This window comes from Myxococcales bacterium, assembly GCA_016699535.1.
In the GTDB taxonomy this organism is placed as follows: domain Bacteria; phylum Myxococcota_A; class Polyangia; order Polyangiales.
On sequence record CP064980.1, the window covers coordinates 2,636,724 to 2,657,360 of the forward strand.

Genomic DNA, 20,637 nt, shown 5'->3' on the forward strand with positions numbered 1-20,637 from the left:
CCGGCACTAACTTTCTTATCCTTTGGATGCGTCGTGTAGACTCACCACTACCCGAGTAACACGGTCTGCTCCGACCGTCACCGGGCGCATGATTTTGGGAGTTTTTCCAAAAGCCCGCAACTCAAGCACATGCGTTCCGGTACCCAAGCAAATTTGCTTTGTGGTGCGTCCTAAGAAGCGTTTTCCTTCGTAAATGTCGGCCCAGCCTCCGGGGGTAACGATGTTGACATAACCCATGATGATTTTGCTTTCGGAACGTCGCGGCACATTGCTCTTTTCATCATTCTTTAGGGTGCTCTGTTTTGGGAGATCCAGGCCGAAGGCCTCAACGGAATCAAGGGGAACCGGCGCAACCGCCCGAAGTCCAATGTCGAGCTCGGTCGTGCGTTGGTGTGTTTGCGCCGCGAAGGTGCGGCCAAGCGCTAAACCAAGCAGCACCAAGCCCAGGCCCGTGGCAAGGACTAAGCCGCTCAGTCCGCGGTTCTTCTTAGAAAACAGCCCACGAAAGCCTGCTCCGGAACTCGGCGGTGACGATTGCTCGAGTTTAGTTTCGCGCTCGTGGACGGTGGGGCCAGGCGAGCGGGCATGCGCCTCCATGACGGTTTCGACCCTGTGAAGTTTTTCGGCACGTTGTTCGCGGAACAGCTGCCGAAGCCAATCCGAAAGCTCGGCAGGTCCAGCGCTCTGGCCGATTTCGTTCACCACTTCAAGCAGGTCGCGTCCGAAATCGCGTGCGGTATCGTATCGTGATTCAGGATCGCGTTTGAGCGCGGAAAGCACTACGCGATCAAGACGTTTGGGAATGTTGGGTCGATGCGCGGATGGCGCTTCAACATCCAGGCTACCCACGGCCAGTATGGTGTCGACTTCCGAGTCTCGGCGAAAAAGCCGATGGGCGGTGAGCATCTCCCACAAGCATACGCCTAAGGCCCAGATGTCCGCGCGACGGTCAAAATCACGGGTCTTGATTTGCTCGGGCGCCATGTATGCATACTTGCCTTTGACGGTGCCCGTGGTGCTTTGGTGAAGCCGTTCTGTTGCAAAAGCCACCCCAAAATCGAGCACCCGAACGCTGCCATCGTAGTTCACAAAGAGATTGTGCGGCGAGACGTCGCGATGGACGACTCCAAGTGCTTTGCCGTTTTCATCCACAAGCTCATGCGCTGCATGCAGGCCCTCTGCTGCATCTGCAATCATTCGGCAAGCGAGCGCGTGCCATTTGGGTTCATCGAAACGCTCTGGCTCTTTAACCATGGCGTTCATGACCCCGGCAAGCGATTCGCCTACCAAGTATTCCATTGCCATGTAATAGGTTCCGGACACTTTGCCAAAATCGAAAATGCGGCAGACATTGGGGTGAGAAACGCGCGAAATAATACGCGCTTCGTCTAAAAACATGTCGACAAACTTACGGCGTTTGGCCAAATGAGGATGGATGCGCTTGAGCGCCACGGGCCGAACAAAACCCGCGGGTCCGAAGTCTCGGGCCAGATAGACTGTGCCCATACCGCCAGAGGCGATTTGGTAGCGAAGCTGATACTCGCCGAAGTTGCGCTCGGAGCCGGAAACGACCTCGGGCGCTTGTTCTTCGTTTTCTAAATCAAAAGAGAGTTCGTTGCTTTTGCTCACGGCGTCCCAAGCGCTGGAATCGAGGGTTGAGTGTTATCGCTCGAACGGCTTAGGTAGAGGATAAGCGCAATACTGCCGGCAATCAATGCGGCGGCTCCGGCGCCCAAGCCAAACCACAACAACTCGGAGTCTTGTTCTTTGTTTTGGGTGGGTTGCAACGAAGCTGATGTGACTTCGCCAATTTTAAAACGTTTCGGAAACTCGGGCGTTCCGAGACTGACTAAATCAACTCCGCCGGGGCCCTTGGCGATCGCGTAAAATTCTACATCTTCGCCACGCGGCGCAAGCACGCGCATGGTTTCGTTGCCTTCCTGCCAGTTGCTGCGGCCCCTTTTTCGGATATAGAGCTTTAGGTTGCGCACGAGTTGTCCGACGTCGTTTTTGACGACGCCTCGCAACAGCTCGCCGCCAAAAATAGTCTCGCGCTGGACCTGGACGCTAAGACGGCCCGGGCTGTGGGACAGGACCTCGTCAAAGGCTGCATTGACTTCAGGCGGCACACTTTTCTCAAAGGCATGATTGCGATGAACGGAAGCAAGCTGCACCAACATTCGCTTGAAGTTTTCTTCATCGTCCGTGGCAAAATACACAAGAGCTTTGCCTTCGAGCAAAGCTATCAAATCGGTGCGATTTAGATTCTCTGATTCTTCAGCTTTTTCAAACGAGGCCAAGGCTTGCGCAAACTGGGCTTGCTCGTAATAGTGCCGGCCCCGCGCAACGGCCCGTTGCCTGCCTTGTGCCTGACCGCCCCAGCCCGCAATTGTGGCATAAAAAAAGCGAAAACATGCCAATCTTGACGTATTTTCGGATTTTTATTAATCCCTGCATTGTGTTTAGCCGTCCTGACAAAGGGGGGAAATTGAGCGCCTGCCTTTGTGCAAAGTACGACTCGGCGCACGCTCGGGCTGCGTGCCTGACGCGGGTGATGTAGCGTTGACGTTCCGTGACACTGATGGCGCCACGTGCATCGAGCACGTTGAAATGATGGCTGCACTTAATCACGCAGTCATAAGCCGGCAAAACAAGGCGGCTTAGCGGATCTTCTTTATCAAAGATCAGTATCCCGCCCTTGCCTTTTTGCTCGCTCAGACCGAGTAGCATACGGCTCTGCGTCTCGTATTGATCAAAAAGTTCGCGATGCAAATCCACGCTCGCCGCCTCAAAATTATAGGTGCTCCACTCCCATTCGGCGCGTTTGCAAATCTGCCCGTAGCTAACACCCTTGGTCCATTGGAGATCATAGACGTTGTCGATGCCCTGCAGATACATCGCAATGCGTTCAAGTCCGTAGGTCAGCTCGCCTGCGATGGGCGTGCATTCGAGGCCGCCTACTTGTTGGAAATAGGTGAACTGAGTGATTTCCAGGCCGTCGAGCCAGACTTCCCATCCCAGGCCCCATGCGCCTAGCGTGGGTGATTCCCAATCGTCTTCAACAAAACGAATGTCGTGTTTGAGCGGATCGGTGCCAATGGCGCGCAACGAATCGAGGTAGAGTTCCTGAATCTCCAGGGGCGAAGGTTAAGGGATGACTTGGAACTGGTAGTACTGTTGCAAGCGGTTGGGATTGTCGCCGTAGCGGCCATCGGTAGGACGACGGGAAGGCTCAACATAGGCGACTTTCCAAGGCTCAGGCCCAATCGCTCGCAAGAAGGTTTGGGGGTTGAAGGTTCCTGCGCCGACTTCAGAGTTGTAGGGCTGAGCCAGCAAGCATCCTTGAGCTGCCCAAAAGTTTTGCAGGGTTACTATGAGGTCCTGAAAATACATGGCTATTTAGTGCTCGCGCTGCGCCAGCGCGTGCTCGACGCCATCTCAGTCGTCATCATCGTCATCCTCGTCGTCATCCTCGTCGTCATCCTCGTCGTCATCCTCGTTGTCATCCTCGTTGTCATCGTGGTCGTCGGTTACTTCTTCGTGCTCTTCTGCATCGGCGGCGGCCTCTGCAGCCAAGGCGATGCTTTCGGCGGCTTCTGCAACTTCGCGGTCGAGCTCTTCTTTGACTTCTTCAAAGGATGAGCCTGCTTTCTTTTCAAAAAGAATGCGGCTTTCCTCGCTCAGCTCGCTGAACTCACGCAAGGTTGGCAAGTCTTTGAGGGCTGCGAGTCCAAAGAACTCAAGGAAATACGAGGAGGTTCCGTACATCAACGGTCTGCCGGGCTCTTCTTTGCGTCCGATGATGCGAATGAGACCGCGATCAAGAGCGACTTTGAGGGCTGAGCCAGAATCAACGCCGCGAATCTCTTCGACCTCCGGACGGGTAATGGGCTGCCGATAAGCGACAATGGCGAGCACTTCAAGTTGTGCTTTGCTAAGGCGTATGGGCCTTTGGGCCAGAAATTGTTGCACTGCAGGTGCGCTTTGAGGTGAGGAGCGAAATTGGTAGCCGCCTGAGACTTCCACGAGTTCTACCCCGCGGTTTTGGTAATCGCCCATGAGTTCAGCGAGGGCTTCGCCAACCGCATCGCCGCCAGCCCCGGCGATTTTGGCGAGTTGCTGCTTGGTCACTGGTTTTTCAGCGACAAACACCAAGCTTTCGATGACTGTTTTTAGTTCGGTTTTTACGACCTTGTTCATTACTTCCTGCGTTGTCATTGGGGCGTTTCTGCCTCAGGCTCCTGCACAAAGGCAAGCTCCAGCTGAATGGGTGAGACCGGTTCGGCCTGCGCCAGACGCAAAAGCCTCATTTTTGCCATCTCCAGGACGGCCAAGAAGGTGACCACGAGATCGTATACCGGGACGTTGTCTCGGAAAAGCTCCGCGAAGTTGCAGATGCCTCGTTCGCGCAGCATATCGGTGAGCTCAGCGATGCGGTGCTGGACGCTGATGCGTTCAGGCTCGATTTCCCGAGTTAAATCGGCTTTGGCGCGTTGCAGCACCCCAGCGAAAGCATCGAGCAGCTTGAATAAGCCGATTTCGGCCAGTGGTGCGGGTCCGTCGGGCCTCGGAGCTTCGCTGCCCCGTGGAAAGACATCGCGGCCAGCGACTGGTTTTTCACCAAGCCGCTCGGAGACTTCCTTGTACTTTTGATATTCGAGCAAACGTTGGATGAGCTCGGTGCGCGGATCGCCCTGCTCGCCATCTTCGCTTTCCTCCTCGAGATCCTCGTGTGTGGGCACCAGGGTGCGCGATTTGAGGTGTGCTAAGGTGGCAGCCATTACGAGGTACTCGCTCGCCAAGTCCAAGTTCAGTTGCTTCATCAACTCAAGATAGGCAAGGTACTTCTCGGTGATAAAGGCAATCGGTAATTCTGAAATCTCGAGCTCGTGTTTGCGAATCAAATGCAGAAGTAAATCGAGTGGTCCTTCAAATTGCGGCAGCTGGATTTGAAATGCGCCTGCTTTTATTTCACTTCCAATGACTTCGTTCATAAGAACACGCTCACAAGCTGCAGCAGGCCTGTTTCAAGCCACATGCGGACGGGTTAATGATGCGAAAACCGATGAATTGCCAAGCGGTACGAAGAAGACCAAAATAAAAAGCATCATGGAGTAGCGATTAAGAAAGACTTTGAGTTTGGTGTAGCGATCCGGAATAAGATAGCCTCCGTCGAGCGGCGGAAGCGGAAAAAGATTGAACACGAACAATAGCACGTTAAGTGTAAACATCACGCCGCAAAATTGAAAAAGGATGTGTTCCGGAGGCAAGCCAAGGACAAGCGCTGCGCGCAAGCCGATGGCGGCTAGGAATGCCAGAAGCAGATTTGAGAAAGGTCCTGCAAGTGCGGTAAGTGCGGAGCCCTGCCACATGCTCACTCTGCGCGTAAAGTTAACCGGTTTAAATTGCACAGGCTTTGCGTAGCCAAAGAACCATCCCGTGCCACTGAGCATCAACATGGCGGGAAAAATCAAAGAGCCAAACAAATCCATGTGAGGAAGGGGCGAGAGCGTGAGACGGCCTTGGCGTTGGGGCGTATCGTCACCTAGACGCGTGGCGCTCCAGGCATGGGCAAACTCGTGTACCGAAAGCGAGAGAATCAGGGCTGGCATGCCAATGACCAGTGTTTCGAGGACCTTGGGGTTCATCCAGGCTCTCTTAGCTTAAATTGCCATCATCTGTACCTGAATTCGCGCTGGGGCCCGGAAATATTGGGATTACCAGTGAGCGACTTCAAAATCACGCAGCCAATCGCTTGGGGCTGAGCCGTTTAGCAGGGATCCTTCGCTCAGATAGGGGTACAGATCCTCAAAAGTGCTGGTTTCGTTATGGGCGGTGCGGCGGCAGATGTGCGAGGGCCTGATTCGCGCTGGATGATCCAGGCCGGCTGAAGCAACGAGATCCAAAAAGGCTTCGATGGTGTCATGATGATAACGCGCAACACGGCGTGCTTTGTCTTGGACGTTCAAGCCATAACCAAGGCTTGGATCGGTGGTGGCAACGCCCACGGGGCAGTCGTTGTTGTTGCAGCGCCGGGCCTGGATACAGCCGAGTGCGAACATCATGCTTCGAGCGCCGTTACACAAATCAGCACCGAGCGCCATGGCGCGCAAGATATGAAAACCAGTCACGACTTTACCGCTTGCAATGAGCCGGATTTTGTCACGTAGTCCGCAGCCCACCAAGGCGTTATGGACGGTTAGAAGTCCTTCGCGCAGAGGCGTGCCCACCGAGTTGGCAAACTCAAGGGGCGCTGCACCTGTACCGCCCTCTGCCCCGTCGATGACGATAAAATCAGGTAGTACCTCGGTTGCAGTCATGGCTTTGCAAATAGCTAAGAACTGCGAGCGATAGCCCATGCAGAGTTTGAAGCCAACAGGTTTGCCGCCGGATAGTTCACGAAGGTCCGCGACAAAATCCAAAAGGCCGGCCGGGGATGAAAAGGTAGAATGCGCAGGTGGTGAAATCACGTCGCGTCCCTCCGGCACGCCGCGAATCGTAGCAATCTCGTGGCTGACTTTTTTACCAGGCAGGATGCCGCCATGTGCGGGCTTTGCGCCCTGCGAGAGTTTGATCTCGATCATTTTGACGGATGGGTTTTGGCTTGTGTCTCTAAAACGCTCGGCTGAAAAACGACCCTGTTCATCACGGCAGCCGAAATAGCCCGTGCCGATTTGCCAACAAAGGTCACCGCCATCTTCCAAGTGATAGGGGCTTAGACCGCCTTCGCCAGTGTTGTGATAAAATCCACCAAGCTTAGCGCCAAGATTGAGCGCTCGAATCGCGTTGACTCCGAGGGAGCCGTAGCTCATGGCAGAGATGTTCAAATGAGAGGCTTCGTAAGGCTGTTTGCATTCGTCGCCACCGATTCGAACACGCGGTTCGACCTTAAGTGGCGTGAGTGGAGCGAGCGAATGATTCATCCACTCATGACCCACCCAGTAGACATCGCGTTGGGTGCCGAAAGGATGCGTTTGCAGCTCCCCTTTGGCGCGTTGATAGACGATGGAACGTAGTTCTCGATTGTAAGGTCGCCCTTGCCAGTTGGTTTCAACAAAGTATTGCTGAATTTCTGGGCGAAACGATTCGAGCCAATAACGAAAATGGCCAACAACAGGATAGTTGCGCAAAAGCGATCGTTTTTTTTGGACAACGTCGTAGATCCCTACCAGTGCAATGGGAAGTAAAAAGACCAGCATCCATCGTGCACCCTCAAACAGTGTTGCCAGTAACAGCAAAGGGAGCAGCAGAAATCCTACCAGTACCCAAAACAATCGTCGGGCTACAAAAGGTTTGCTCATGGCAATGAAGCTCTCATATTTATTTTTGGCAAAGCAAGATAAAAGTTCTGAAGCCAAACGCTGAAGCTGTGGTATGCACCCGCCTTACAAAAATGGCAGAGCGGTTGAACGAAGCACAGAGCGAAGCTGTACACCATCGGGGAGGTCCGTTGTTGGTGTTGGCGGGTGCTGGCAGTGGAAAGACGCGAGTGATTACCGAACGAATCGCCAGTCTTGTGCAGAGTGGCATTCCGCCCAAAGCGATTTTGGCGGTGAGTTTTACCAACAAAGCTGCCGGTGAAATGGCAGAGCGTCTTTGCGCTCTTATGCCGCCAAAACGTGCATCCGAGGTGTGGCTTTCGACCTTTCACAGTTTTGGCGTGCGTTTTATTCGCGAAGAAGCCGCCGAGTTTGGTTTTGCCGGCCGCTTTGTGATTTTGGATCAAGGCGACGCTCAGGGTCTTTTGCGAGAAATTGCCCATGGCATTCATCATCGTAAACTCGATATTTCGGCCATTATGGCGCGAATCTCGACGTGGAAGAATCACTTTTATGCGCCAGACGATGTGGTCGAGGGAAACACCGAATACGATACGGTGGCTAAAGAAGTGTATGGCGAATATGCCAGGACATTAAGGCGCATGCATGCGGTTGATTTCGATGATTTAGTGGTTGGTCCTGCGATGCTGTTGCGAAATAAGCCTGAGGTGCGAAAGCGTTGGGCGAAACGCTTTGCGCATATCTTGGTGGACGAGTTTCAGGACACAAACCGTGCGCAGCTCGAACTCGCAAAGCTTTTGTGTTCAACGCCCGCTAATATTTGTGCAGTGGGTGATGACGATCAGTCCATTTACGCGTGGCGAGGCGCGGATATCGAAAATATTTTGGATTTTGAGCAGCATTTTCCAGGAACAACCGTTGTAAAGCTAGAAAACAACTACCGAAGCACCGCTCCTATTTTGGATGTCGCCAATGCGGTGATTGCTGCTGCAAAACGTAAACGACACCCAAAGCAACTGAAGGCAACGAAGCGCGCTGGCAGGCCTGTTCGCTCAACCGTGCTTGAAGACAATGCCAAAGAAGCGGCGTTTGTTCGTATGGAGATAAGGCGGCTGAGGAAAAACGGAACTCAGCCTCGCGACATTGCCGTGCTCTACCGATCCAACCTTCAAGCACGTTTGATTGAAGAAGAGCTTCGCAGTGACGGGCAACCGTATCGCATGTTGGGTGGAACTCAGTTTTTTGAGCGCAAGGAGGTTAAAGACGCCATAGCGTATTTGCGCGCGGCATTGAATCCTTTTGATGAATTAGCCTTTCGTCGGATTTTAAACTACCCGCCACGCGGCATCGGGGACAGTTCCCTTGGCAAACTTGAGTATCTGGCACAGCAAGCTTCTGTTCCTTTGCGCAAAGCGCTTGGGCCTTTTTCGGAGCTCAAGGACTTGCCGCACGCGGCCAGGCAAGGTGCGGCTCATTTGCACCAGCAATTAACTCACGCCGCCAAATACTTGCGTGCAAATCAAAATCTAGCAGAGCAAACCCGTTCTTTTCTCGAGCAAGTGGGCTTAAGTCGTAAGTTCTTGGATGGTCAGGACGCGGCACAAGACAAGCGTGGACGCTACGCCAATATCGATTCTTTTTTGGAGTCGCTTGCCCGTCACGAGAAACGTGGCGAACAGAGCAAAAGCTCGCTTGATGATTTGCTTCAACGCCTTACTTTGCGCGATACCGACACCGAAGAAGATAAAGGAAACAAGGTGACGCTCTCGACGCTTCATGCGGCCAAAGGGCTTGAGTTCCCTTGCGTTTTTCTGATTGGTTGCAATGAAGGCACCTTGCCGCATAGCCGGACCTTGGATCCGAAGGTTACGGACATGGCTGGAGCGGATATCGAAGAGGAGCGCAGGCTTTTTTATGTGGGCATTACACGAGCTGAACGGGATCTGTATTTAACACGCATCAAGCAACGCAGCATGCGCGGGCGCACGCAGCTTTTGGCGCCTTCTCGTTTTATGCATGATATTCCTGAAAAGCTTCTCGAGAACTATGAGGCTCCGGAAACACAAGTGCCCGACTACGACGAAGTGCAAGACATGATTGCGGATATTCTCAAGCAGGTCTCGGGCGCAACACCAAGTGAACTAAGCTGAAAGCTCGTTTTCAGATCGACTATGCCGCAACCTGCAAGTAGCCTTCTTGAATGGCGTAGCTTTTAAGCTCATCGCGCAATTGATGTTTGGCCCGGTGCAAACGAGACATGACGGTACCAATCGGAACCTTAAGATCCTGGGAAGTTTCTTGGTAGCTGCTCTCATTAACGAGGATTTTAAGTACAATCGTTGAGCTCTCGGGCGATAGCTTATCAAGAGCGGATTCGACTTTATCAGACCACGTTGTGGCAAGCTCCGAGCTCAGGGATAGTTCCTCGGATTCGATGTCTGCTTGCTGGCTCAGTCGCTGGATGCCCTGCGCTTCTCGCTTTGTTTTGCGGCATTGGTCGATGAAAACGTTCTTCAAGATGCGGTGCATCCAAGCTCGGCTGTTTCCCTGTTGATGATCAAACTGAGGCCAGCTTTGCATGGCGCGCAATGCGGTTTCCTGAACAAGGTCGTCGGCATCGGCGTCGCTCCCAGACAGACGCCGTCCAGCACGTAAGAGCTCCTCTTGGTAGAGCGTAAAGACCGATTCAAAGCAGACGGTATGCTGCTTTGATGTAGGTGCGGTGTTTACGACAGGCGTCATTGCTTAATATCAATGCAAGAAGTGCTCCAGCCCGGCTTCTGTTAGAAGATCAATAATTCCAACATCTACAGGGAAAGGGATGGAGCGCAAAGTGACAAAAATGTCACTCAATGCAATTAAAGCTTGCACTTGTTGCGGAGTCATGTCTAGGGAAAGGTGTTTTGTTGAGACTACACGGTGGTTGAAAGTGAGCGTTCGATGACCCTGGGAACGGCTTCAGCAATCTGGCTGGCTAGCAGTCCCCTATCGCCCGTGCCGGCGAGTTTGGCCCCAAGCAAATGCAATAAAACACCGGCGCTGGCTGCATCAAACGGGTCGGTGTTATCGTTGAGTTGTGCAGCGATAATGCCGCTTAGCACATCGCCGCTTCCCGCGGTGGCCATGGCTGGGAAGCTGCCATCCACGATGCGAACGCGGCCATCGGTGGCTGCAATTACCGTGCATGCTCCTTTAAGTACTACGGTGCTGCCGCAACGTTCGCTCAGTGTTTTCGCTGCCGCGATGCGATTGCTTTGCACGCGTTCGGTATGCGTTCTTAGCAAGCGTGCAGCTTCTGCAGGATGCGGCGTAAGAATTCGCACAGCTTTGGCTTCGCTTAGTCGTTCGGCGCCACTTTGCCAGAAATTGAGAGCGTCAGCATCGAGCACAGTGGGCAAGGGAATGCTAAGATAGATGTCTTGGCCTAAGGCTTTTGCCTGCTCAAGACCCATGCCAGGCCCAATCACCAAAGCGTCCTTGTTTTGGCATAGTGTTGTCAATTGATCGGTCAGTGAATGTTCCGAAAAGACGAGCGCTTCAGACATGAACTCAGGGTAGCGGCCGTCAATGACCGTCTGTGTGTGAGCGTCGGTGGCAATGGTGACGAGCCCTGCTCCGCTATGCATTGCACCTTTTGCAGCCAATAGTGCGGCGCCACTTTTGCCTTTGCTTCCTCCGATAATCAAGAGATGGCCGGCCGTGCCTTTATGCGAGTTCAGCGCTCTTGGATGAAGCCAGCGTGGTAGATCCGTGGCCTCGATAAGCTTGTTGTCTGATGCGACTGGCGCTGGCACACCAATCGACTCGCAGCGGATATCGCCAGCATAGCCGCGCCCCGGAAACTGGTACAGACCCAACTTGCGTACACCAAAAGTCACCGTCAGCGCAGCTTGGATGGCAGCGCCAAGGATTTGTCCCGTGTTGGAATCGATGCCGCTCGGAACATCCATGGAAACGACCGGCAGCCCACGTTGATTGATAAGTTCTACGGCTTTACGGAAATCGCCAGCGAGCTCACGGCTAAGGCCAGTGCCAAATAACGCATCAACGACAAGTGTTGAAGTCGGAAGGCTGTCACGTAGTTCATCAAGACCGAGTGAAAGGGATCCAGCGCTGCGTTCCCAAGCTTCGGCATTGAGCTTTGCATCGCCGGTAAGTGAGCTTTTTTCGCCAATCAGTATTGCGTTTACGGAGATACCGAGCGCGTCGAGCTGCCTTGCGACGACAAAACCGTCTCCACCGTTTTGACCCGGGCCACACACGACCAGAACCGAAGAAAGTTTGTCGGCAAAGCTCTCCAAAATGCAGTTCGCTGCTCTTACGCCAGCGTTTTCCATCAAAAGTATACCGGGGATACCCAGCCCATGCACAGCGTGACGGTCAATAGCGCGGGCTTGTTCAGCAGTGAAAAGAGGAATCATGCGTCGTGCTCCAGGGTCAACCTCGTGTTCTGCGGATGTCTGCTGCGACTTTCGAACGCGCCTTAACTCCCGCCTGAATAACTCGGCGATAGGCGCCCACACATTGTTCAAGGCCGCAAAAAAGTGATTCGCTGATCAATGCGTGACCGATATTGAGCTCCGATAATTCAGGAACTTCACGGACGAGATCCTGAACGTTATCCAGTGTGAGGCCGTGTCCGGCTGCAACACTAAGCTTTTCATTCTGGTTGCTTGCGTGTGCTGCAGCAATTTGAAGCCGCATCATCTGCTGTTTTAGGCTTACCGCTTCGCGGGCGTGAGCAAGCTCACCGGTATGTAGCTCGATTGCAGAAGCGCCGACTTCAATCGAAGCTTCGACCTGCTCGATGTCCGGGCCGATAAATAGACTGACAGCTATGTTTGATTCCTGAAGTGTTGTGCAAAAACGGCGTATCAGCTCTGGATTTGCCACAACATCAAGTCCGCCTTCGGTGGTGCGTTCTTGTCGCTTTTCGGGCACCAAGGTAACGCAATCGGGCTTGTTTTGTAGAGCGATGCTCAGCATTTCGTCGGTGGCGGCCATTTCTAGATTCAAGCGGGTTTGTATGCCCTTTCGAATGTGCCTAAGATCATGGTCCTGAATGTGTCGCCGGTCTTCCCGCAAATGGATGGTGATTCCGTCGGCCCCAGCACGTTCGCAAAGGATAGCGGCACGTAAGGGGTCTGGATAAAGTTCGCCTCGGGCCTGACGGAGAGTGGCCACGTGATCGACGTTTACTTGCAGTCGGACAGTCACGGCCCCAATATATACTGACGGCTACTGGGATACCAGTTCAGCGAGAGCCACTCGCAAAGAGCTGTCCGTATAGAGAAAGCGGGTCTTTAGAGCCTCAATGGCATTTTGAGCGAGAAGGCGTCGATCCTGATCGATGGCGGAGTCCTGTGAGGATAGCAGAGCCAATATGTCCTGGGCGATCTCACGCATTTGCACTTGGCGTTGCGTGAAAAACGCTTGTCGGAGTTTTTTGATGTGCTCTGGGAAAAGACGTGCGTAGTCGACTTGCGCTCCAGGGTTATCGAGTGCATGGGCGCCTACCGAGCTAATGAGTGCTTTGCGAAACTTAGTTTTATCGTCGCTCACATCGAGTGTCTTTTCGACCTCGTTCATAAGTGCTTCGTCGGGCTCTTCATAACTGCCGGTACGCTTGTTAAATACGCGCTCGTTTTTTAGCGAATAGGATACATGTGTGATGTAGCGATCAAACATCTCCGCGTATTGTTTCTCTTCAACCAAGCCCGAACAGCTTCGCATCTCATCTTCAACGTATTCGAGCCATCGCTTTTTCACCTGGCTGATAAAGCCTCGGTGGTCTTGATAGCCGTTTTCCGCCGTTTCTTTCAAAAAGACATGGTCACCACGGATGCAGAGACGCTCGATTTGATCGAGTACAGCAAGGGGCGATAGATGATCGTAGCGAGCATCCTGCGCCGCATCGAGCAAAAGTGTGCGCAGTTCTCTTGGCGAGGCGCCTGACAAGCCTTCGTAAGGCACCAACGAGCTCGATTCTGCTCGTATATCCGCCAGGCCAGATTTCAGCGTGCCGCTTTCAGCTTGAGATAAACGCTCAGGGATGTGTCCCTTTGCATAAAGATCAGCTTTTTCCATGGGACTAAGTGTTGCAGCCACCTTGCCGAGCTTTGGATCAGCGTAGCGGGATTCTTGCGCTCGGCGCAGGCGGGTAAGCACGGACCAAATGGCTGCGAGCCGCACGGCGTGCGGCGCAACGTTGCAACTAAGATGCGGCAATATTTGCGATTCATAAATACGTTCTTCCAGCGTGTAGTCGAGCAGATATGGCATACGAATCGGTTCAAGACGGACGCGGAAGGAATTGTATTCGGGATGCTCGCGGAAAGCTGCCAGGTGAAGTTCGTTTGAGCTCGCGACAAACACACTGTTAATTGTAAGATTGGACATCGACAGAGGCACTTCGCCTTCCTCGATGGCGAGCAGCAGATACTTCCATGCTTCGAGTGGTCGTTTTAGTAAGTCGCTGTATTCGAGTAATCCGCCTGAAGCATCGACAAGGTCGCCGAAAGTCTCAAAAAGATTTGTAGCGCTAAGGGAAGCTGGGAGCGATGCAACGCTTTGGTCCGCAGTGATTTGTCGCTCGCGTGCATCGACAGACATTTGTGGCCCGATGGTTACCGCCCCAATCCGATAACGCCGTGATATTTGATAACGCTCGACACGAACGTGTGCAAGAACGCGTCCTAAATCACCCTGGTAGCTCGTCAACAAGGCCTGATAGACTTGTTGGTTTTTGTGACTTAACTCGCCATCGCGGATCCATTGAGGTGCATTGTCTTCGATGTCGTGCTCTTTATAAACTTGATTGATGAGCTTTTGACGTTCGTTTTTAGGCAACAACAAAAGCGGGCTTTCTCGGAGCTCGCTGCGCAGCTTAACTGCTATCGCGTCATCCTCAAGGTGGGCAAAGGTCTGCGCGTTTTGTGCAAGCGCGTCTTTGGATCCAAAACCAATGGTCTTGCCGTCTTGTCCACGTGGGAAGATCCAAGAAAAAGTATACAGAGCTCCAGCGTCCTCCCGTGAATACTTTTCCAGTCCTTGCATTACGCAATCGGCAAATGTGCTTTTGGCACTGCCGTTGGGACCGTGAAACAGGAGTAAACGATTTGCGCATCCTTCTCGAGAGAAGTTGCAAAGGACACGGTAAAAAGCGTTCTGCGCGTCTTCGTTGCCCACAAGGCGAGCCCGACGATCCGGTTTTTCAGCAGGATCGTTCAAGTCGTCAAAAAGAGCGAAACGTTGCACGGTGCCCCAGGGTTGCTTTACAGGATACTGGCCAAAGTACTCGAAACAGTCCTTAAGGTAGCGCGATGCATCACGGCTGTACGCCCAGGGGTCGCTTTGAAACAAGCCCAAAAAGTCGTCGAAGGACAGGACCCGTCGTTCAGCCGAATACTGCTCGCGAATTCTATCCGCTATCTGGGACATGCGGTCTCGCATTCCTAGAGTCTAGCACTTAGAAAAATAGGCAGGCAAACTAGCGCGATGCACTCGCGCTGCGGGGGCGATAAGGCCCTACATCGTGACCCCCTCGAAGAAGCTCCGTGAATGCTTCTGAAAAGCTAGATTTTGCTATACCTTCGCAAGCTTTCCAGCTAAACTTAAGGAGCTATGCAGCGCACGCAACAGCTTGGCCGTTACCAAGTGATGAATCGCATCGCGTTCGGGGGAATGGCCGAGATTTTTCGTGCCTTTACCTACGATGACGAGGGCTTTCGTCGTGACGTCGCTATTAAAAAGGTGCTGCCCCATTACCTCGAAGACCCTCAGTTTCTTGACATGCTTACCGACGAATTTAAGCTGGTAAGCTTTTTGAGACATCCCAACATTGCCGAGGTCTTCGAGTTGGCTGACGTTGAAGGAAGTTTGCTGATTGCCATGGAGTATGTGGACGGCAAAGACCTACGCTCGACCATTGACCGTCTGCACGATCAGCAAGCGATTCTTGATTTTGATAATGCGGTTTACATCATTGCTCGGTCGTTGGACGGTTTGCATCACGCGCACACTGCTCGTGACCTCACGGCGAGCCCCTAGCCATAGTGCATCGCGATTTCAGTCCCTCGAACATTTTGATTTCCTATGATGGTCGAGATACATTTGACTTCGGTATCGCAAAGGCGCGCAACAGTCGCATTCGCACCAAGACAGGCGTGATTAAGGGCAAAGTTCGTTACATGTCACCGGAGCAAACCTTTTGGGCAAGCTTTGGATGCGCGGAGCGATATTTTTAGCGCGGGCAGCGTGCTTTATGAACTTGTGTGTGGAAAGCCAGCTTTTCAGGCAGACAATGAAATGGATTTGATTTACGCAGTTCGAGAAGCGGCTCCTGTGCTTTGCCAGGCGATCAATCCGAAGATTCCGTTAAAATTAGCAAGGATCGTAGAGAAATCCATGTTTCGCTCACGTTCCGGACGTTATCAAACGGCGATTGAATTTCGTGATGCACTTTTGGATTTTCTTCGGAACTATAATCCGCACTACACGCGAACTAAGTTGGCCGATGCGCAGCGTAAGCTTTGGGCGAAAGAGATAAATCTCGAACTGCGCGCCATGGAAGAGTTTGCGGTAGGTGAGTCGGATGATGGTGGTTTCGGCACAAACCTCATTGCCGATGCGCTAGGCCCCAACGCTCCTTTTTCTAGCTTTAATCCTTCGCCTACGCATTCTTCATCCCGTGCTGACAAAACCAATCCGAATGTGGGACTGCATCAAGTTAATACCGCAATCGTAAGTTCGGATCATCCGGACAGACCAAGTGCTGTGCCGACTGCGCGAGAGCTTGCCGCGCCAAAACGGGATGAGATCGATGAGACGGCCGAGCACGATTTGCCTGGAGAACCAACCGAGGTTTCCGAGCAACGTGACGAAGATACCCAGTAGCAGCTGCTGAATCGTCTCTTCGTTTAAAATAAACGCGTGGGTTGGTTTCGCTCGTCGTTTGTTTTGCTGGTTATTTCTTCGACGGTAGCGAGCAGTTTTGCACTGCTTTGAGAAAGATGAAATCGGGCCACGGTCCGGTTGTCTGAGTTTTGCCATTTAACAAAAGCAATGAATTCCTTTTTTAGGACATTGTCTTTTCCGGAACGAATCGAGTTGTAGCCGCGCAGTGTTGGATCCGATGAAAAATAAAGGTCCCCATTCGACCATTGGCCTTTGTAGGTTGTTGATGGGCTTGCGTAGAGGTGAAAGGGTTGGTTGCCGTCAAGATCAGTGTCGGAGCGAATGACGCGAATGGTAACCTTTACAATGAGATCGGCAGCGCTTACGCGCTCTTTGAGTTCTTTGTACCACTGCTCATACCATTCTCCTTCGAGCAGTGTTGGGTCTGCAACCCAATCCACTCCGCCGTCAAAGGACAGAGCGTCTTGCTCTGAAAACACAGAGCTTGCTCTTATCTCGGGACCGCTTGCGCAGAATCCGAGCAAGACAGCGTACAATAATAATGCCGAGACGTTGCGGACAAACACAGTTACCTTTCCCACAAGGATAACAGATCTTGGGGCATTGGAGCGACAAACTCGACATTTTGTCCAGTGCCGGGATGCTCGATCCACAAACGGTGAGCGTGCAATGCATGGCGTTCGTGTCCTAGCCTCTCTCTAAGCGTATCCGTCATGCCCTCGTCAATGTAGTCGAAAAAAGGGCTGATGCCCTCCGGTCCATAGAGCTTGTCGCCGATAATCGGATGTCCTTTAGCGGAAAGATGAACGCGCAGTTGATGTTGTCTGCCTGTGTGAGGACGCAGACGAAGTAAACTTTTGTCTTTTTTTCGTTCGAGGACATCAAAGTGAGTTTCGGCCTGTGCCCCCTGCCCTTCGTTGCAAGTTTCCATAAGCAAGTGAAGACCTTGCTCGGCATGTCGCATGGGCAGTGAGATAGTTCCTTGATCTTCAAAGACACATCCGCGGACGATGGCGAGGTACTCTTTTTGCACACGCCGTCCCTCGAACTGAGCTTTGAGCGCTCTTTCTGTTGGCAAGTCGCGTGCACACACCAGCACGCCACTTGTTTCACGATCAAGACGGTGGGAGATACGCGGAACCCCATGTTCATAGTCTCGTTTTGAAGAAAGCTCAGGGTATTGCGATGGTACGTTGCCGTGGGGTGGACCGGTAAGCCGGCTGGTTTATTAACGACGCTCAACACATCGTCTTCATAGATGATCTGGTAATTGGTTGGGGTTTCAGGTTCTCGGAAACGCGTGCGTACAAGAAGGACCGTTTCTCCCCCAACGACCAAGTCGCCGGGCCGGCGCTTGCGGCCATCGGAACGGTAAGCGCAGGCGCGAACAATCGCGTTGGCGCGTGTTCGGGACAAGCGCGGGATCCTAAGTTGAATGAAACGATCTAAGCGTAAGCCAGCAAATTCATGTGCGACAGGGAATTGAAGTACGATTGAGTCCTCCGGACAGCCGGGTGGGGGTTTCAACAAGGGCAAAGCTCGCTACCATCCCTTCATGGCGCCTTTTTCAAAACGCCTTTTGGTTATCGCGTTCCTAGCATTATTGCTGGGTCCTGCAAATTCACTGCCGCCGCGGGTTGCTGATAGCAATGAAAACGAAGCATCGCACGATATGGACGATGGCGCAGAGGAAGAACTTCCACCGCTGAAGGGTGATTCGGTGATTGAAGGAAGCACGCTGTTTGATGATGGTCGAGCGTTTGAGGGCGTGTCTGTGAGCATCGCAGGCAGTGGCGTGTGGCCACCGAGAAGCGTAACTAGCAATGTTGAGGGGCGCTTTTCTTTTTCCGGTGTTCCGGCTGGCGTGTATGAACTCAACGCGACGGTGGGCCATTGGGTTTCAGAGCCCATTCAGGGCATCGTCGTTGAAGCAAAGGATAGAAAGACGGTGTCTTTCAAAATGGAGCAAGGGTTGCAGCTTGCAGGTGTTGTGATTGATGCACAAACAAGATGCCCGATTGAAGGCGCAGAACTGCTGCTCAGTGAGTATGGCGTCAGCCTCTTGCCGAAAGTATCGCAAAGTGATGGTAAGGGAGCTTTCTTGTTTCTTGCTTTGCGTCCTGTTGATCAACGCGTTTCCGTAAGAGCACAGGGTTACATTCCTGCGCTGGGTATTTCCCATCATCCAGGCAAAGGGCAAATCACCATTGAGCTAACGCGGGCGGCGACTCTTTCAGGAAAGGTAGTGGACGAAGAAGGTCGTCCCATCGATGGCGTGCAATTGGAAGTTCATGGCGACGGGCAAGACGAGGTGCCCATTTTCATGTCCGAAGAAACAGAACAGTTCCGTCTTTCTTTGTTTAATCAGCAGCAACAGGCCCCGCCCCGGTGCTAGCTGCAGGAGACCTTGGCGTGACTTATGGCAGTGTGCCTCGTATTCCGAAGCTTCCAATCCTTAACTCAAACAGTGCTCCAAAGCACAACACAGTTGCCAAAAGCACTTCTTTTTCAAGCGATAAGAACGGGGCGTTTTCGCTGATTGGTGTCCCGCCGGGCCATGTGACGATTGTTGGCCGTCATGCTGACTACGCTCTCGGCATTAGCGAGAGTCTGGAGGTAGTTGCAGGCGTCGATAAAAAAAACATTCTGCTTCACATGCCCAAGGGCGGTGAGCTTGCGGGCAAAGTACTGGATGCTGCATCGCAGGGCGTTTTTAGGCTGCGCATCCGTGATTGCGGAACGGGAGCTTTTCTCCAGGCACATCATGACAAATCGGAACGAGAGTTTAAGGCCGTTGCGTTTGTTAGGCAATGTGCTGGTCAAGGTGTTTTCTGGGACCGATTTGCTCGCCGAACAAGATGTTGTTGTGCAGTCCGGGCAGGTCCAGGAGCTGTTGTTTACGCTGGCAGATTCTTCAAACAGTTTGCGAGGACGTGTCATGGAGCGGGGCCTGTATGGCGTATCCGGTGCGCAAGTTACCGTTAAGGGTCGCAGCGGATCAGAACGAAAAACGGTGAGCGAGACCGATGGTCGTTTTGAATTGCGAGGTCTGGGTGATCCACCCTTTTTTGTTAGGGTTGATCATTCGGAGTTTGCACAAGTCGCCCTGTCTGGCGTCAGGCCAGGTGATGGAGAGTTGGTCATTGACCTTCGTTAAGGGGGAACGGCCTACGGAAAGCTGAGCAACTACTATACCGGGCAAGCAATAAATAACGCGACGGTGGTTGCTAAAGCTATCGCCAGCGCCAATGAGAGTCGTGTGCGTAGTCAAAAAAATGGAAGTTTCGCCTTGCCGCGTCTCGCTGAAGGGGAATACGACATTCGTATATCTGCGCCTGGCTATGTTACTGAACATCGCATGCTTGACATGAAAGTTCGCAGGCATGCTCCGAGCGAAATCGATTTAGGTGATATTACTCTTAAGTCTGCTGGCAGCGTGAGCGGGCAAGTCAGCGACCGTTATGGTCGGCCAGTTCCCGGGGCCCTTATTGCCTATCTCGATGGTGCCGTCGCCAAGACGACGGATGTACACAGTGATTCGAGCGGAGTTTTCAGTGTCCAAGGGCTACGTCCGGGGCGATATCTTTTCTATGCAACGCATCCGGTTTTGGGTGATGGACAGAGTAGGCGCCCTCACCGGATTTTCGAAGGAGAAAATACCCCAGACATCTTGATTCGTTTTGATAAAGCGATGCCGGTTACAGAAAATAATAGCCGATAAACACACTCAATACTGGCAGTTTGAAATAGCGTGAATAAAAATCACCAAGATAACTATCCAAGGCGGTGCTGGCTGCATCAATCACGGCCTGATCTCGTGCATCAGGCGCTGAAAGATCAATGCTTGATGTCGAAGCGAAGGACTGCAAATAGGCCAAGGCGATTTGCAAAGAAAAGTCGCCGATGCGCTGACGATATCCTAAGCCCACATGGAAGCTGTGCAAATCCGAGCGAAGCGCGACGTCTTGGTTTTGGTATTGCGCAGGAAGGTTCTGGCCGGTGGCTTCGCTAATCAAGGAGCCCGCAACGGCGTTTCCGCCAAATGCAGTAAGTGTATAGCCGCCGAAAAACTCCAACCCGATAGGATCGAAGGGGCGCCACCCAAAAGTAGCTCGCCAGGTAAAAGCATCGGTGAGCGCTGCTGAAATCAGCGTTGCAGTGGCTTGCCCATAAGCGTTCAGTTGTTGCGCGATGTCGTTTGCAAGCACGGCATATGTCTTAGGAAGCCATCCCGCTTCCATCTCCGCAAAAAGAAACCAATGGGCAGATGCAACGTACCCTTGACGCCAACTAGAAAAGGCGCGCTAGTGCCGATTGCGCCTTCAACGGCGATAGGACTTCCTTCTATGAATTGCGCATCTGCTAGCGCGGAGGTTGAGCATACGGCTATTAGCAAAACGAGCTGCCAGACGCGACGAAGACCCATGACATAAGGATATCA

General features: G+C 52.7%; 19 protein-coding genes and 1 pseudogene. 6 read left to right on the plus strand and 14 right to left on the minus strand.

Features of this window, described 5'->3' with window-relative positions:
• Positions 1–15 precede the first annotated feature (15 nt).
• From IPJ88_12500 to IPJ88_12530, 7 genes and pseudogenes are all read right to left on the minus strand, one after another.
• Positions 16–1,629 (minus strand): serine/threonine protein kinase, encoded by a 1,614-nt coding sequence (locus IPJ88_12500; GenBank protein QQR89031.1) that lies wholly within the window; start codon positions 1,627–1,629, stop codon positions 16–18.
• Positions 1,626–2,300, minus strand: a complete 675-nt coding sequence (locus IPJ88_12505) for a hypothetical protein (protein QQR89032.1) — start codon at positions 2,298–2,300, stop codon at positions 1,626–1,628. Before IPJ88_12505 ends, IPJ88_12500 begins: the two co-directional genes overlap by 4 nt.
• Positions 2,287–3,393 (minus strand): annotated as a pseudogene (locus IPJ88_12510) (glycine--tRNA ligase subunit alpha). The gene IPJ88_12505 and the pseudogene IPJ88_12510 overlap by 14 nt, the downstream one beginning before the upstream one ends.
• Positions 3,394–3,438: 45 nt before the next feature.
• Positions 3,439–4,218, minus strand: a complete 780-nt coding sequence (gene scpB / locus IPJ88_12515) for an SMC-Scp complex subunit ScpB (GenBank protein ID QQR89033.1) — start codon at positions 4,216–4,218, stop codon at positions 3,439–3,441.
• Positions 4,215–4,994 carry a segregation/condensation protein A gene (locus tag IPJ88_12520; GenBank protein ID QQR89034.1) on the minus strand — a complete coding sequence of 260 codons (780 nt, stop codon included), beginning with the start codon at positions 4,992–4,994 and terminating at the stop codon, positions 4,215–4,217. Before IPJ88_12520 ends, scpB begins: the two co-directional genes overlap by 4 nt.
• A gap of 33 nt (positions 4,995–5,027) precedes the next feature.
• On the minus strand, positions 5,028–5,648 hold the full coding sequence (locus tag IPJ88_12525) for a site-2 protease family protein (protein QQR89035.1): 621 nt from the start codon (positions 5,646–5,648) through the stop codon (positions 5,028–5,030).
• A gap of 69 nt (positions 5,649–5,717) precedes the next feature.
• Complete coding sequence (locus IPJ88_12530) at positions 5,718–7,301, minus strand: FMN-binding glutamate synthase family protein (GenBank protein ID QQR89036.1); 1,584 nt, start codon at positions 7,299–7,301, stop codon at positions 5,718–5,720.
• Positions 7,302–7,405: 104 nt separating this feature from the next.
• Between IPJ88_12530 and IPJ88_12535 the strand changes: the two genes are divergently transcribed.
• Positions 7,406–9,430, plus strand: a complete 2,025-nt coding sequence (locus IPJ88_12535; GenBank protein QQR89037.1) for an exodeoxyribonuclease V subunit gamma — start codon at positions 7,406–7,408, stop codon at positions 9,428–9,430.
• Positions 9,431–9,449: 19 nt separating this feature from the next.
• Here IPJ88_12535 and IPJ88_12540 read toward each other — a convergent pair whose 3' ends face one another.
• The 4 genes from IPJ88_12540 to IPJ88_12555 all read right to left on the minus strand — a co-directional run bounded on the left by IPJ88_12540 (position 9,450) and on the right by IPJ88_12555 (position 14,720).
• Positions 9,450–10,022, minus strand: coding sequence for an RNA polymerase sigma factor (locus IPJ88_12540; GenBank protein ID QQR89038.1), 573 nt, complete (start codon positions 10,020–10,022; stop codon positions 9,450–9,452).
• Between the two features lie 170 nt (positions 10,023–10,192).
• A complete protein-coding gene (locus IPJ88_12545; GenBank protein ID QQR89039.1) occupies positions 10,193–11,701 on the minus strand; it encodes an NAD(P)H-hydrate dehydratase in 1,509 nt (502 codons plus the stop codon).
• A gap of 16 nt (positions 11,702–11,717) precedes the next feature.
• On the minus strand, positions 11,718–12,497 hold the full coding sequence (locus IPJ88_12550; GenBank protein QQR89040.1) for a pyridoxine 5'-phosphate synthase: 780 nt from the start codon (positions 12,495–12,497) through the stop codon (positions 11,718–11,720).
• 21 nt (positions 12,498–12,518) lie between these two features.
• Positions 12,519–14,720, minus strand: a complete 2,202-nt coding sequence (locus tag IPJ88_12555) for a serine protein kinase PrkA (protein QQR89041.1) — start codon at positions 14,718–14,720, stop codon at positions 12,519–12,521.
• A gap of 183 nt (positions 14,721–14,903) precedes the next feature.
• Here IPJ88_12555 and IPJ88_12560 point away from each other — a divergent pair, with 183 nt between their 5' ends.
• Together IPJ88_12560 and IPJ88_12565 are read left to right on the plus strand one after the other, a co-directional pair.
• On the plus strand, positions 14,904–15,329 hold the full coding sequence (locus tag IPJ88_12560) for a protein kinase (GenBank protein QQR89042.1): 426 nt from the start codon (positions 14,904–14,906) through the stop codon (positions 15,327–15,329).
• A gap of 171 nt (positions 15,330–15,500) precedes the next feature.
• Positions 15,501–16,175 carry a hypothetical protein gene (locus IPJ88_12565; GenBank protein QQR89043.1) on the plus strand — a complete coding sequence of 225 codons (675 nt, stop codon included), beginning with the start codon at positions 15,501–15,503 and terminating at the stop codon, positions 16,173–16,175.
• 23 nt (positions 16,176–16,198) lie between these two features.
• On the opposite strand, the gene IPJ88_12570 is transcribed toward IPJ88_12565, so the two are convergent.
• A complete protein-coding gene (locus tag IPJ88_12570; protein QQR89044.1) occupies positions 16,199–16,762 on the minus strand; it encodes a hypothetical protein in 564 nt (187 codons plus the stop codon).
• A 2-nt stretch (positions 16,763–16,764) separates the two neighbouring features.
• Positions 16,765–17,328, minus strand: coding sequence for an RluA family pseudouridine synthase (locus tag IPJ88_12575; protein QQR92036.1), 564 nt, complete (start codon positions 17,326–17,328; stop codon positions 16,765–16,767).
• 423 nt (positions 17,329–17,751) lie between these two features.
• Here IPJ88_12575 and IPJ88_12580 point away from each other — a divergent pair, with 423 nt between their 5' ends.
• The 3 genes from IPJ88_12580 (at position 17,752) to IPJ88_12590 (ending at position 19,917) form a co-directional block, all read left to right on the plus strand.
• On the plus strand, positions 17,752–18,591 hold the full coding sequence (locus tag IPJ88_12580; protein QQR89045.1) for a carboxypeptidase regulatory-like domain-containing protein: 840 nt from the start codon (positions 17,752–17,754) through the stop codon (positions 18,589–18,591).
• Between the two features lie 369 nt (positions 18,592–18,960).
• Positions 18,961–19,353, plus strand: coding sequence for a carboxypeptidase regulatory-like domain-containing protein (locus IPJ88_12585; protein ID QQR89046.1), 393 nt, complete (start codon positions 18,961–18,963; stop codon positions 19,351–19,353).
• Positions 19,354–19,455: 102 nt separating this feature from the next.
• Complete coding sequence (locus IPJ88_12590; protein ID QQR89047.1) at positions 19,456–19,917, plus strand: carboxypeptidase regulatory-like domain-containing protein; 462 nt, start codon at positions 19,456–19,458, stop codon at positions 19,915–19,917.
• On the opposite strand, the gene IPJ88_12595 is transcribed toward IPJ88_12590, so the two are convergent.
• Entirely contained in the window at positions 19,895–20,437 is a 543-nt protein-coding gene (locus tag IPJ88_12595; GenBank protein ID QQR89048.1) for a hypothetical protein, read from the minus strand. The two genes, IPJ88_12590 and IPJ88_12595, sit on opposite strands and share 23 nt — an antisense overlap.
• Positions 20,438–20,637 lie beyond the last annotated feature (200 nt).